Below are 13,054 nucleotides of genomic sequence, written 5' to 3'. Positions count from 1 at the left end.
GAACAATAAGCCGTTAACCTGCGTTAACGGCTTAATAACACGTTAAACGAATCAGTAATTAACGGTAATCAAAAGTAATATCTGTCGTCCCGTTAGCTGCACCGGCGCCAACCGTGGTGCTGGTCGACTCATAATAAGCGATGAGATTAAGATCCATCGTCGCATCGGGGATTTCGAATTTACGCGCCGAGAACTGGTTCATCGGAATGACCGTGCCTTCATCATCCGTAATCACAATCGCTACGCCCGTCGCGCCGCCATCCGCCACTTTCAGGTAATCCTTATTCACCGGGTCGGCATCGCCAGTGAGATAGATGCTAAAGTGCGGATTTTCGCCCGCTTCAACAACCGGACAGTTTTTCAGTTTTATATTCACCGGAATCGGCGGCGTTTTTACGCCCACGGTCGCGTTGAACTGCTTCACTGAATAGACACCCATATCGACATCCAGCACTTTATCGTCATCATCAATTTCACATGCCTGATCGGTAATTTTGCCAGTAAAATTGATTTTTCCATCGGCTGCCAGCGCTGAAGCCGCATGCATCGCCAGAGCGCCAGCGAGCATTATCAAACAGAGATTTCTTTTCATATCTTCTCCATGATTGTTTATCCCAAGCCATATGTTTAATAAATAAATTCCTGCCACAGGTTGAAGCTAGCGCATATTATCCCCTGGCAAAAAGGCTGACAATTCCCGAACTGAATTTTTATTTAATTCCGCCAGATAAATAGCAAAAATTAATCGGTGCGCATTACATTAATTCATTCAATGAACGTATAGATTGACTCAATACCACCTTAAGGATGAACATTTTCAGCGCAGATATATAGAGCTGTAGACAGGTATTAATATTTATCTTTTTGTAATTATGGAACTTTAATTAATCGGGGTTGCATTATCAGGCTGACAAGTGATTTAGCGGCTTTTTATTACGCTGCATATAATGAAAGACACGTAAATGTCTTCGATGCATAGACTGACATTGGCTGATTCCTGTTACGGACCTCGCGGGCAGGCTATTCATGGTTGTTTTAAACGCATTTTGTATGAAGTTTGTTTAAACGCGCCGAAAAGCGCTAAATTTCCGTTGACGGCTATGGGCCTTTCCCCTACATTAGCGCCCGTCCCGACAGCGTCGGGAAGACAATATGGTGAGGTGTCCGAGTGGCTGAAGGAGCACGCCTGGAAAGTGTGTATACGGCAACGTATCGAGGGTTCGAATCCCTCCCTCACCGCCATATTCAAAGAAAGAGCCTGTACGCAAGTACGGGCTTTTTTGCTTTTATATCGCGCCAGCCCGGGAGGGATGAGAAGCCTCGACCAGGATTCGACCACTGGCGCAGCCAGGGGGACAGTCTGCGAGCCACGCGAGCTGACTGCCCGAAGGGTGAGGCCCAGCGGGCCGAATCAATCCCTCCCTCACCGCCATATTCAAAGAAAGAGCCTGTACGCAAGTACGGGCTTTTTTGCTTTTATATCGCGCCAGGAAAACGACAGGTGCGCTTCGCTTACCTGCCCTACAAAACCGTCTGTAGGGTGGGTAAGCGCCAGCGCACCCACCGCTCTCCCCGACTACCGCCGTGCGCCCGCTGTCGTCACCGGCTCGGCGACACGTTCCATCGCGATCGGGATACTTTTATAAGCCGGGATCCCGCTTTGCGTATCGTGGCTGTCCAGCGGCACCAACACGTTGGCCTCGGGGTAATAGGCACCCACCGAGCCAGGCGCCATATCAATTACCACCACGGTCAGGTTATTGAGCCGCCGGGAGGTCGGCTTGCCGTCGGCATCAAGCGCGGTCACATTCACCTGATCGCCCACGCGCAGCTCGCGTTTTTCTGCCTCATCCGGATTGATAAACAACACGTCGCGCCGCCCGGTCACGCCGCGGTAGCGGTCGTTCAGGCCATACAGCGTCGTGTTGTACTGGTCATGACTGCGAAGCGTGGTCAGCACCAGATCGTGACATTTGAGCGACCGCGGATCCTCATTGATCCCCTGCATCACCTTAAACTGCGCCTTGCCGGATGGCGTATTCCAGACGCGCTCCGAGGCCGCGTTACGCAGACGAAAACCGCCTGGCTGCTTCACGCGCTCATTGAAGTTAGCGAACGCCGGGAACACCGCCTCGATGGCGTCGCGGATAAAGCTGTAGTCGCCGATCATTTTGTCCCAGTTCACCACCGTATCCGGCAGCGTCGCTTTGGCAAGCCCCGCCACGATAGCGGGCTCTGAGCGCAGATGCGGCGACGCCGGTTGCAACATGCCGCGCGAGGCATGCACCATCGACATCGAATCCTCAACGGTAATACTCTGTTCGCCCGACGCCTGCACGTCCGTTTCCGTGCGGCCCAGCACCGGCAGAATATAGTTGTGCTTGCCGAGCAGAAGATGCGAGCGGTTGAGTTTGGTCGCCATATGCACGACTAAATCGAGATTGCGCATCGCCGGGAATGTGACCTGCGGGTCGGAAATCGCCTCCGCCAGATTGCCGCCCAGGCACAGCAGCGCTTTGGCTTTGCCGTCGCGCATCGCCTGAATCGCGGCGACGGCGCCATGACCGTGCTTCTGCGGCGGTTTAAAACCAAAAACGCGCTCAATACCGTCAAGCAGCGACTGCGGAGGGATTTCCGTGATGCCCACCGTGCGGTCGCCCTGCACGTTGGAATGCCCACGCAGCGGGCAGATGCCTGCGCCTTTTTTGCCGATATTGCCGCGCAGCAGCAGCAGATTGGCGATCTGCTGTACATTCTGCGTGCCGTACTGGTGCTGGGTTATCCCCATGCCGTAACAGATAATGGTTCGCTCCGCCTTCGCATACAGACGCGCGACATTCTGGATCTCTTTGCGCTCCATACCGGAAACTTTCAGGATGTGATCCCACTCGGTCGCGTCAAGATCCGCCTTCAGCGCCTTAAACCCTTCGGTATGCTCGCGAATAAACGCCTCGTCGAGGATGCCCGGCTCACCGTTCGCCAGCGCCTCGTCATGCATAGAAAGCAATATTTTCATCACGCCTTTAAGCATCGCGGCATCGCCGCCGACCCGCACCTTATAGTAGGTCGAGGCAAGTTCCGTAGAGCTTAACGACAGCATCTCAATCGGGCTTTGCGGCGAGGTAAAGCGCTCCAGCCCGCGCTCGCGCAGCGGGTTGATGGCGACGATAGTCGCGCCGCGCTTCGAGACTTCGCGCAGCGTGCCGAGCATACGCGGGTGGTTGGTGCCGGGATTATGGCCGATGCACAGCACCAGGTCGCAGTGGTCGAAATCTTCAAGCTCCACCGTGCCTTTGCCGACGCCGATAGATTCCGGCAACCCGACGCTGGTAGGCTCGTGGCACATGTTGGAGCAGTCCGGGAAGTTGTTGGTGCCATATTCACGGGCGAACAGCTGCCAGAGGAATGCCGCTTCATTGGAGGCGCGCCCCGAGGTGTAAAACTCGACGCTGTCAGGATTGTCGTAGCTGCGCAGGCGCTCGCCAATCTCCTGAAAAGCCGTTTCCCATTCGATGGGCTGATACGTATCGCTCGCGGGATCATATTTCATCGGGTGCGTCAGCCGCCCCTCGCCTTCCAGCTCGAACGCATTGCGCTCCCACAGTTCGCTGACGGTATGCGCCGCGAAGAATTCCGCCGTGGTGCGTTTGCTGGTGGCCTCCCAGGAGACGGCTTTCGCGCCGTTTTCGCAAAACTCAAACGACGAGGCGTGCTGCGGGTCGGGCCACGCGCAGCCGGGGCAGTCAAACCCCTGCGGCTGATTGACTTTGAACAGGGCAATCACGTCCTGCTTCACCGACATCTGGCCGCGGATAGCGTCAGCAACGGCCTTGAGTGCGCCCCAACCGCCCGCCGATCCGCCATAAGGCGCGATGCCGATAGTACGATTTCGCTCTTTCATAGTGCTCCACATTCTCTGTCTCATAGTTGTGGTTTAAGCCTGGTACAGAAAATGCGATAAGCGAAGCGACAGCGGGGTTATCTGTCGGCGCGACAGGCGCTGATAGCGGGTTTTGCGGGAGAAAACGTCATTTCGTTTAACCCTTAACCGAACGATAAAGAAAGAAAAAAATGTGCTTGACCGTTTTCATGCAGATCCCTATAGTAGCGCCCCGTTGCCCCGCTACGCGAGGCAGCAAGACAATATGGTGAGGTGTCCGAGTGGCTGAAGGAGCACGCCTGGAAAGTGTGTATACGGCAACGTATCGAGGGTTCGAATCCCTCCCTCACCGCCATATTTAAAGAAAGAGCCTGTACGCAAGTACGGGCTTTTTTGCTTTTATATCGCGCCAGCCCGGGAGGGATGAGAAGCCTCGACCAGGGTTCGACCACTGGCGCAGCCAGGGGGACAGTCTGCGAGCCACGCGAGCTGACTGCCCGAAGGGTGAGGCCCAGCGGGCCGAATCAATCCCTCCCTCACCGCCATATTCAAAGAAAGAGCCTGTACGTAAGTACGGGCTTTTTTGCTTTTATATCGCGCCAGGAAAACGGCAGGCGCGCTCCGCTTACCTGCCCTACAACACCTGCAGACATATCCCCTAGGGTGAGTAAGCGCAGCGCACCCACCTTTCACCTGCACATCAAAAACAAAAAAAGCCCAACATGCGTTGGGCTTTGACATGGTGATATCAGGCGGGCTTAATCGTAGGCGTTAAGCGTCCGCTGGCACAGCGCGGAACGCACGCAATCGGCTTTGCCGAACCGCACGATGCCAATCATCTCATCTTCCTCAAAACGCGCCAGCGCATCGCTCAGGCCGGACTGTACGCCCGCCGGCAAATCGCACTGGGTGATGTCGCCGTTGACGATCACGGTCACGTTCTCCCCGAGGCGGGTTAAAAACATTTTCATCTGCGCGGCTGTCACGTTCTGGGCCTCGTCCAGAATCACGACGGCGTTTTCAAAGGTACGTCCGCGCATGTAGGCGAACGGCGCAATCTCAACTTTGCCGATTTCCGGCCGCAGGCAATATTGCATGAAGGAGGCGCCGAGGCGGCGCACCAGCACGTCATATACCGGGCGGAAATACGGAGCGAACTTCTCAGAGATATCGCCGGGCAGGAAGCCGAGATCTTCATCGGCCTGCAGCACCGGGCGGGTGACAATTATCCTGTCGACATCCTTATGAATCAGGGCCTCAGCGGCTTTCGCCGCGCTGATAAACGTTTTGCCGCATCCGGCTTCGCCGGTGGCGAATATCAGCTGTTTGCTCTCAATAGCCTCAAGATAATGCGCCTGAGCGTCGGTACGAGCGACAATCGGCGCGTTATCGCGGCTGTCCCGCGCCATGCCGATTGCTTCAACGCCACTCATTTGCACAAGCGTGGTGACCGATTCCTCTTCACGCTGCCGGTGGCTGCGTGAATCTCGTCTGAGAACGCGTCTGGCTTCACGACGAGCTTTGATCACTGCTTTCTGTCTTCCCATGGATGGCACCTTGTTAAGTTGGTTTACATGAGCCGCGTCCTGCTGATGGACGCGATTATGCGCACAAACATTTGAGGTTTGGCTTCCTTTTAAGCCATGAATTGCCGGTCGAAAAGACGCGGTAGTACGGCTACGCGCACCGCTTACCGCATCGTCTGGAACAGGGGGAGAAGCCTGGAACAAGTTTGAGGGGGTGGAGATAACGCTGCCGGAGGAGTCTCCTCCGCGCCGGGTGGTGCGGGTTGCTTTCCTTCTAAGTCCAGTTCTGGACGCTACCATTCGCGTTCTCCGTCGTGCTACTGCTGCCACAGTGGGGAAACTACCGCTGACACGTTAAGTACAACAAAAATTATCATATTTGCAACATAATATTTACTAAAAGATAACTTTTGTTTTCTGACTTCTGATGCCTCTTTATGACAGAACAATATTACAGAAATGTATCAACAGAATAGCCGCAGCGGAAACGCTCCGCCACGGCGGCGCGAAAATTGTTAGCAAATGAAACATAAAAAACCCCGCCGTCGTGGCGGGGTTTTGTCAGGCTTTCAGCAGGCCGTCTGCCAGGAAGCGGGATTTGTCCGCAACACCCGGCAGCACAAAGAAATAGCCGCCGCCGATGGGCTTCACATACTCCTCCAGCGCCTCGCCGTTAAGCCGCTTCTGCACCGTTAAAAATCCCTTTTCGAGATCGTGCTGGTAGCAGACAAACAGCAGGCCCATGTCGAGCTGGCCGGAATTGGTCACGCCGAGCGAATAGCTGTAGCCGCGTCGCACCATCAGGCTGGACTGCGTCTGCGGCGTGCGCGGGTTCGCGAGCCGGATGTGGCTGTCGAGCGCAATCACGTTGCCTTCGGGATCTTTGCTGTAGTCCGGCACGTCGTGCTCATGCTGCATGCCGAGCGGCGCGCCGGTCTGCTTGTCGCGCCCGAAAATCGTCTGCTGCTCTTTGAGCGGCGTGCGGTCCCAGAACTCAACGTGGAACTGGATAATGCGCACGGCCTGATAGCTGCCGCCGACCGCCCACGCGGGCTCGCCCTGCTCCGGCGTCACCCACACCACATTGTCCATTAACGTCGCGTTACGGGTATCCGGGTTCGCGGTGCCGTCTTTAAAGCCCAGCAGGTTGACCGGCGTCTCTTTGCCGCGGCTGCGCGCCGCGTGATCGGAGATAAATCCTTCCCGCTTCCAGCGCACGCTCAGCAGATCCGGCGTGTGCTTAATGATGTCGCGCAGCGCGTGGATCACCGTATCCTGGGTATTGGCGCAGATTTGCAGCAGCAGATCGCCGTGGCACAGCGCCGCGTCCAGCGAATCGTTCGGAAACCGCTCCATCTTTTGCAGCTTTTTCGGCATCTGCGGCGCAAGGCCGTAGCGGTCGTCAAAGAGCGAGCGCCCCAGCGACACGGTGATCGTCAGGTTATCCGGCGCAATCACCGGCCCCAGAATACCGGAATCCATCGGCGGCAGACGCGGGTTCGGCGTCTGCGGCGCCGGGCCGCCCGCGGTTAAAAACGCGATGCGGTCGGTGAGCAAACGAAACAGCCGTTCGAGATCCGCTTTGTTGCCTGCCAGCACATCAAAGGCCACCAGCATCATTGATGCCTGTTGCGGGGTCAGCACGCCCGCCTGATGCGCGCCGTAAAACGGCTGCGTCTCCTGACGCGCGTCCGGAGGAAGCGTGCCAGGCGCGCTTTGCGGCTGCGCGCCATGCGCCACCGGACAACCGCCGGTGACCGCGAGCGCGCCGGTCAGCGCGCCCAGCCCTTTCAGCAGACGGCGGCGCGCCGGTTGCGGCACGCCGTGAGTATCATGTTCTTGCATCACGCTTAGTCCAGTCCGAGCACGCCACGCAGTAACGAGAGATCTTCAGCAAGCGACGTGATTGGCCCTTTCAGCGCGTTGCGGTCAGCGTCCGTCAGCTTGTCGTAAGTCTCAAAGCCATCTTTGGTGCGATATTTCGCAAGGATGGCATCCACTTTTTTGAAGTTCGCGTCCACTTTCGCCAGCAGCGGCGCGTTCTCTTTTTGCAGTTGCGGACGCAGCAGATTCACGATTTTCTGCGCGCCGTCGATATTGGCCTGGAAATCCCACAGGTCGGTGTGGCTGTAGCGATCTTCTTCGCCGCTGATTTTGCTGGCCGCGACTTCTTCGATAAGGCCCGCCGCGCCGCCCACGACTTTACCCGGCGGGAACGCGAGTTCGCTGATGCGTTTTTGCAGATCCAGCACGTCGCTGTTGAGCTTGTCGGCATACTGCGCCATGCCTTTGACGCTGTTATCGCCAAATAGCGCTTTTTCGAGACGGTGGAAGCCGGTGAATTTCGGGTCGGCCGCTTTCTGCTCGTAATCGTCTTCGCGGGCGTCGATGCTGCCGTCGAGATCGGAGAACAGCTCGGCGATAGGCTCGATACGCTCGTAGTGCTGGCGAGTCGGCGCGTAGAGGGATTTCGCTTTGGCGATGTCGCCTGCTTTTACGGCATCGGTAAAGGCTTTGGTGCCGGAGACCAGCGCGGCGGTTTCCGCGCTCACCCAGGTCTTATACTCGGTCACGGCGCCTTCCAGCGACATCAGCTCGCTCTTCGCCGCGGCTTTTTCACCACCGGCGGCCTTGACGATAAGCTTGCCTTTCGGGTTGCTCAGCAGGCCGCAGGTCATGTCATATTCGCCTGGCTCCAGGTTAGCAGTCATTTTCTGACTAAAGCCCGGCGCGATGTTTTCGCGCTCTTCGACGACCATTACGCCTTTAAGGATTTCCCACTCCAGCGCTTTCTGGCTGTGGTTCAGGATGATGAACTGGGTTTTACCGGCGTTCACCGTGAGCGTCATCGGCTCGCACTGTTTGTCGTTTACGGTGACTTTCACCTGCGGAATATCCGCGGCCTGTGCGGCAAACGCGGAACTGATAAGCGCCAGCAGCGTCACGGAAAGCGCGCTACGGCGAAGTTGTTTCGTCATGACCATCCCTCTAAAAGTATGTTGTAACTAAGACGCGCACGGGCGCGGCAAAAAATCAGGCGTTCCCGGAGACGCGCGCACCGGCGCGCGCTGGCAGCGCATAGAACGCCAGCGCCGGGATCAGATAGATAAACCATACCGCCACTTCGCTGACGGTCGGCGCTTCCTGGTAGCCGAAAATGCCTTCCAGCAGCGTGCCGGCGAGCGAGTGCGTGGAGAGCACATTGCTGAAATCAAACGCCACCGCCTGGAAGTGATTCCACAGACCGGCTTCATGAAACGCGCGAATAGCGCCCGCCGCGAGCCCTGCGGCGACGAGCAGAATAAAGAGACTGGTCCAGCGGAAAAACGCGCCGAGGTTAAGACGAATGCCGCCCCAGTAGAGCAGAAAACCGAGCACCACGGCGGTCGCAAGCCCAAGCATCGCGCCGAGCGGCGGCCAGACGCCGACATCCTGGCCAAACGCGGCCAGCAGGAAGAAGACCGATTCGAGGCCCTCGCGCGCGACCGCGAAAAACACCATCATCACCAGCGCCCAGCCGTGTCCGCCGGGGCGTTTCAGCGCGCGATCCACGGCCTGTTCCAGCTCGCCTTTCACATTGCGGGAGACTTTACGCATCCAGAACACCATCCAGGTGAGGATCACGACGGCCACCGTCGCCACGAGCCCTTCAAACAGCTCCTGCTCTTTTTGCGGGAACTCGCCGGTGGTTTCATTGATAAAAATACCGAGGCCTAAGCAGAGGGCGGCGGCGAGAAACACGCCCGCCCACATCACGCCAAGCATGTTGCCGCGCTGAGTGCGCTTGAGATAGCTGGCGATAAGGCTGACGATGAGCGCCGCTTCGAGACCTTCGCGCAGCATAATCAGAAAAGGAACAAACATTCGGGCACCTGTGAATGTGAAATCAGGTCAACTGATGCAAAGAAAAGTAAATGGGAGTGAAAGTGATTATCATTACCGCAAAAAGAAAAACAAGCGAAATGTGGGGATAATTATGACGAAGTGTAAAAGTTGCGAAGTTGAGTAGTCACTCTATGAAACCATAAGCGAAATCAGCCCGTCCGGCGCGCCGCGTTATGCCTTCCGGGCCGCCCGAAATCATTCACCGGGAAAATAAGCTGTCATCGTTTTTTCTTATTCCATTTGCCAGATAACGATGCGGGAAATTATGCTTAGCGCGCTGTTTACCGGCCGGTTTTTGTGTGGCTAACTATTTTTCTTTCAGACACCTGCGTAACTATGACAACCATACTGCACTTTATTTTCGCCGTCGTGGCGATCCTCCTGCTCGCGTGGCTTGCAAGCTTTGACCGTAAAAAGATCCGCCTGCGTTATATTCTTCAGCTGATTGTGATTGAAGCGGCGCTCGCCTGGTTCTTTCTGCATGCGCAGGCCGGGTTGCTGGTTATCCAGTCGATTGCCGGCGCGTTCTCTTCGCTGCTGCACTTCGCCGCCCAGGGCACCGATTTCGTCTTCGGCGGCATGAGCCAGAAAGGCCTCGCGTTTGTCTTTCTCGGCGTGCTCTGCCCTATCGTGTTTATCTCCGCGCTGATCGGCATTCTGCAACACTGGCGCATTCTGCCGGTTTTTATTCGCGTCATCGGCACGCTGCTGTCGAAAGTCAACGGCATGGGCAAGCTGGAATCTTTTAACGCTATCAGCTCGCTGATCCTCGGCCAGTCGGAAAACTTCATCGCCTATAAAGGCGTGCTGGCGGATCTCTCCTCGCGTCGGCTGTTTACGATGGCGGCGACCGCGATGTCCACCGTTTCGCTCTCGATAGTCGGCGCGTATATGTCGATGATTGAGGCGAAATATGTGGTGGCGGCGCTGGTGCTTAACCTCTTCAGCACGTTCATTATCCTCTCGGTTATTAACCCGACGCGCCCGCAGGATGAGCCGGACGTGAAGCTTGAAAAACTGCACGAATCACAAAGCTTTTTCGAGATGCTCGGCGAGTACATCCTGGCGGGCTTTAAGGTGGCGATGATTATTCTGGCGATGCTGATTGGCTTTATCGCTATTATCAGCGCGGTGAATGCGCTGTTCCTGACGCTGTTCGGTCAGAGCTTCCAGCAACTGCTGGGCTACGTGTTTTACCCGCTCGCCTGGCTTATCGGGATCCCGGCGCAGGATGCCCTGACGGCGGGCGGCATTATGGCCACCAAGCTGGTCGCCAATGAGTTCGTGGCGATGATCGAGCTGCAAAAAATCGCCGCGACGCTCTCCCCGCGCGGTCTCGGTATCCTGTCGGTCTTCCTGGTGTCGTTTGCCAACTTCGCGTCTATCGGCATTGTGGCGGGCGCGATTAAGGGGCTGAACGAGCCGCAGGGCAACGCGGTCTCGCGCTTTGGCCTGCGTCTGGTCTATGGCGCGACGCTGGTGAGTTTGCTCTCCGCGGCCTTCGCCGGTCTGGTGCTGTAAACGAAAAGGCGGGGTCTCCCCCGCCTTTTTCAGAACTGTACGCAGACACTCTCATCGACGCGCATAACCGACTCCTGCGCGAAGCGCGATTTGTAAATTCCACGCAGGGCTTCAATCCCCTTCTCGCTCGCGCTGTCATTAGCATGGATTAGCATCAGCGCCTTGCTCGGCTCACGCGCCACCTTGCCATCGTTACCGAGCCACTGCCCCCGCGCGTCAAACACCGTCAGCCCGTCGCGAAAGCGCGGCGTAACGTCGTTATCCACAAAGCGCTGCCACTCTTCGCCCGTAATGACGGGGCCGGAGGGCCGGTTGAGGCCGAAGTACAGCGTGGTTTGCGTCATGCGGTTTTGCGCGGCGCAGCGCGGCGCCTGCTGATCTGCCCCGTGCGGCGCGCAACCGGCGAGCGTCGCCGCCAGCGCGAGTGAAACAATAATCTTGCGAATCGCCATCATCCTGTCCTTTTTTGTTATGGGTTAACGCGAAGATAACAGCGTAAATCGCGGCGTCTGGCAAGCTACCGGATTGATGAGAAAGAAAAAACCCGCCGGGCGGCGGGTTTGTTAAGACGCTTAGCTGGCGCGAAGCTTAGACGGCGCGGGCGTGTGGTACTCCTCGTCCGCTTTTTCAAAGCGCGCCTGCATCGAGGCCGACGGCGCTTTGCCCATCAGGCTCACCACCACGATACCGAGGCTTGCGAAGATAAAGCCCGGAATGATTTCGTAGAGGTTAAACCACGCGAACTGTTTCCAGACGATCACCGTCACCGCGCCGATGATCATGCCCGCCAGCGCGCCGTTGCGCGTCATGCGCGACCACATTACCGAGAGCAGCACCACCGGGCCGAAGGCCGCGCCAAAGCCCGCCCACGCGTAGCTCACCAGGCCCAGCACGCGGTTTTCCGGGTTCGCCGCCAGCGCAATGGCGACCAGCGCCACCACCAGCACCATCATACGCCCGACCCACACCAGCTCTTTCTGGCTCGCGCCTTTACGCAGGAACGCTTTGTAGAGGTCTTCGGTAATCGCGCTGGAGCAGACCAGCAGCTGGCAGCTTAACGTTGACATCACCGCCGCCAGGATCGCCGACAGCAGAATACCGGCAATCCACGGGTTAAAGAGGATCTGCGCGAGTTCAATAAACACGCGCTCGCCGTTCTGGTTCACCGCCGCCGCCTGATCCGGGTGGTTAGTAAAGTAGGCGATGCCGAAGAATCCAACGGCCACGGCGCCCGCAAGGCACAGGATCATCCAGGTCATGGAGATACGACGCGCGTTCACGATGGTGTGGTGGGAATCCGCCGCCATGAAGCGCGCCAGAATGTGCGGCTGGCCGAAGTAGCCCAGTCCCCAGCCCATCAGCGAAATAATCGCCACCAGATTCAGGCCCTTGAGCATATCGATATTTTCGATGCTCTTCTGCTTAATGACCGCCAGGGAATCGTCCAGGCCGCCAACCGCGAAGATAACAATCACCGGCGTCAGGATCAGCGCGAAAATCATCAGGCTCGCCTGCACGGTATCGGTCCAGCTCACCGCCAGGAACCCGCCGATAAAGGTGTAAAGAATCGTCGCCGCGGCACCCGCCCAGAGCGCGGTTTCATAGCTCATGCCGAAGGTGCTTTCGAACAGGCGCGCCCCCGCCACGATGCCCGAAGCGCAGTAGATAGTGAAGAACAGCAAAATCACCAGCGCCGAAATGATCCGCAGCAGACGGCTCTTATCTTCAAAACGGCCGGTGAAATAATCCGGTAACGTCAGGGCGTTATTGTTGTGCTCAGTGTGAACGCGCAGGCGCCCCGCCACCAGCTTCCAGTTGATCCAGGCGCCCAGCGTCAGACCGATGGCGATCCAGCTTTCGGAGATCCCGGAGAGAAACACCGCGCCCGGCAGGCCCATCAGCAGCCAGCCCGACATATCCGACGCGCCCGCAGAGAGCGCGGTCACCACGCTCCCGAGACTGCGCCCGCCGAGAATGTAATCATCAAAGTTTTTGGTGGAGCGCCACGCAATAAACCCAATCAGTATCATCCCCAAAATATAAATAATGAAAGTCACCAGCATCGGTGTACTCGTCGTCATCTCACTTCTCCGCGTTATGGCCGGGTCGCCCCGTTTATCACCGCCGGAACGTAGCGGTGGCGTTATTGTCATGTCGTGTGGCGGCAGTATCCTGCCGGAAGCGTTTTTTATTCACAATCGATTTAACACACCATTTACATGTTTTGCATCTGTGAAACCTG

The 13,054-nt window shown here is 57.2% G+C and carries 9 protein-coding genes, 2 tRNA genes and 2 other RNA genes; 5 read left to right on the top strand and 8 right to left on the bottom strand.

What is annotated here, in order from left to right:
- Positions 1-58: 58 nt before the first annotated feature.
- The gene (locus AFK65_RS07410) at positions 59-592 is read right to left on the bottom strand and encodes a fimbrial protein (RefSeq protein ID WP_007707723.1); all 534 of its coding nucleotides are present in this window, start codon (positions 590-592) and stop codon (positions 59-61) included.
- 562 nt (positions 593-1,154) lie between these two features.
- Between AFK65_RS07410 and AFK65_RS07405 the strand changes: the two genes are divergently transcribed.
- Together AFK65_RS07405 and AFK65_RS20845 are read left to right on the top strand one after the other, a co-directional pair.
- Positions 1,155-1,242: transfer RNA gene (locus AFK65_RS07405), tRNA-Ser, on the top strand.
- Positions 1,243-1,289: 47 nt separating this feature from the next.
- Positions 1,290-1,432, top strand: a non-coding RNA gene (locus AFK65_RS20845) — RtT sRNA.
- A 144-nt stretch (positions 1,433-1,576) separates the two neighbouring features.
- Here the strand turns inward: AFK65_RS20845 and AFK65_RS07400 are convergent.
- The gene (locus tag AFK65_RS07400; RefSeq protein ID WP_007707719.1) at positions 1,577-3,901 is read right to left on the bottom strand and encodes an FdhF/YdeP family oxidoreductase; all 2,325 of its coding nucleotides are present in this window, start codon (positions 3,899-3,901) and stop codon (positions 1,577-1,579) included.
- Between the two features lie 246 nt (positions 3,902-4,147).
- Here AFK65_RS07400 and AFK65_RS07395 point away from each other — a divergent pair.
- Positions 4,148-4,235 (top strand) — tRNA-Ser (locus AFK65_RS07395).
- A gap of 47 nt (positions 4,236-4,282) precedes the next feature.
- A non-coding RNA gene (locus tag AFK65_RS20840) (RtT sRNA) lies at positions 4,283-4,425 on the top strand.
- 213 nt (positions 4,426-4,638) lie between these two features.
- Here the strand turns inward: AFK65_RS20840 and phoH are convergent.
- The 4 genes from phoH to efeU all read right to left on the bottom strand — a co-directional run bounded on the left by phoH (position 4,639) and on the right by efeU (position 9,270).
- Positions 4,639-5,427: a phosphate starvation-inducible protein PhoH gene (gene phoH / locus AFK65_RS07390; protein ID WP_004387572.1), complete on the bottom strand. Its 789-nt coding sequence runs from the start codon at positions 5,425-5,427 to the stop codon at positions 4,639-4,641.
- 540 nt (positions 5,428-5,967) lie between these two features.
- Positions 5,968-7,251: an iron uptake transporter deferrochelatase/peroxidase subunit gene (gene efeB, locus AFK65_RS07385; protein WP_038857496.1), complete on the bottom strand. Its 1,284-nt coding sequence runs from the start codon at positions 7,249-7,251 to the stop codon at positions 5,968-5,970.
- Positions 7,252-7,256: 5 nt separating this feature from the next.
- Complete coding sequence (gene efeO, locus AFK65_RS07380) at positions 7,257-8,384, bottom strand: iron uptake system protein EfeO (RefSeq protein WP_007707702.1); 1,128 nt, start codon at positions 8,382-8,384, stop codon at positions 7,257-7,259.
- Positions 8,385-8,439: 55 nt separating this feature from the next.
- Positions 8,440-9,270 (bottom strand): iron uptake transporter permease EfeU, encoded by an 831-nt coding sequence (gene efeU, locus AFK65_RS07375; protein ID WP_038857498.1) that lies wholly within the window; start codon positions 9,268-9,270, stop codon positions 8,440-8,442.
- Between the two features lie 357 nt (positions 9,271-9,627).
- On the opposite strand from efeU, the gene AFK65_RS07370 reads away from it, so the two are divergent.
- A complete protein-coding gene (locus AFK65_RS07370; RefSeq protein WP_007707698.1) occupies positions 9,628-10,812 on the top strand; it encodes a NupC/NupG family nucleoside CNT transporter in 1,185 nt (394 codons plus the stop codon).
- A gap of 29 nt (positions 10,813-10,841) precedes the next feature.
- On the opposite strand, the gene AFK65_RS07365 is transcribed toward AFK65_RS07370, so the two are convergent.
- Complete coding sequence (locus AFK65_RS07365) at positions 10,842-11,267, bottom strand: DUF3574 domain-containing protein (RefSeq protein WP_007707696.1); 426 nt, start codon at positions 11,265-11,267, stop codon at positions 10,842-10,844.
- A gap of 117 nt (positions 11,268-11,384) precedes the next feature.
- Positions 11,385-12,893 (bottom strand): sodium/proline symporter PutP, encoded by a 1,509-nt coding sequence (gene putP, locus AFK65_RS07360; protein ID WP_038857499.1) that lies wholly within the window; start codon positions 12,891-12,893, stop codon positions 11,385-11,387.
- Positions 12,894-13,054 lie beyond the last annotated feature (161 nt).

Origin of the sequence: Cronobacter universalis NCTC 9529 (assembly GCF_001277175.1) — a bacterium.
Taxonomy (GTDB): Bacteria; Pseudomonadota; Gammaproteobacteria; order Enterobacterales; family Enterobacteriaceae; genus Cronobacter; species Cronobacter universalis.
The sequence above is the reverse complement of the archived record's forward strand: the minus strand, read 5'-3'. Positions and strand labels throughout refer to the sequence as shown.

Bases quoted from the DNA above. Each gene is read 5' to 3' on its own strand.
- AFK65_RS07410 (WP_007707723.1), bottom strand. From the start codon at position 592: ATGAAAAGAAATCTCTGTTTGATAATGCTCGCTGGCGCTCTGGCGATG.
- AFK65_RS07400 (WP_007707719.1), bottom strand. From the start codon at position 3,901: ATGAAAGAGCGAAATCGTACTATCGGCATCGCGCCTTATGGCGGATCG.
- phoH (WP_004387572.1), bottom strand. From the start codon at position 5,427: ATGGGAAGACAGAAAGCAGTGATCAAAGCTCGTCGTGAAGCCAGACGC.
- efeB (WP_038857496.1), bottom strand. From the start codon at position 7,251: ATGCAAGAACATGATACTCACGGCGTGCCGCAACCGGCGCGCCGCCGT.
- efeO (WP_007707702.1), bottom strand. From the start codon at position 8,384: ATGACGAAACAACTTCGCCGTAGCGCGCTTTCCGTGACGCTGCTGGCG.
- efeU (WP_038857498.1), bottom strand. From the start codon at position 9,270: ATGTTTGTTCCTTTTCTGATTATGCTGCGCGAAGGTCTCGAAGCGGCG.
- AFK65_RS07370 (WP_007707698.1), top strand. From the start codon at position 9,628: ATGACAACCATACTGCACTTTATTTTCGCCGTCGTGGCGATCCTCCTG.
- AFK65_RS07365 (WP_007707696.1), bottom strand. From the start codon at position 11,267: ATGATGGCGATTCGCAAGATTATTGTTTCACTCGCGCTGGCGGCGACG.
- putP (WP_038857499.1), bottom strand. From the start codon at position 12,893: ATGACGACGAGTACACCGATGCTGGTGACTTTCATTATTTATATTTTG.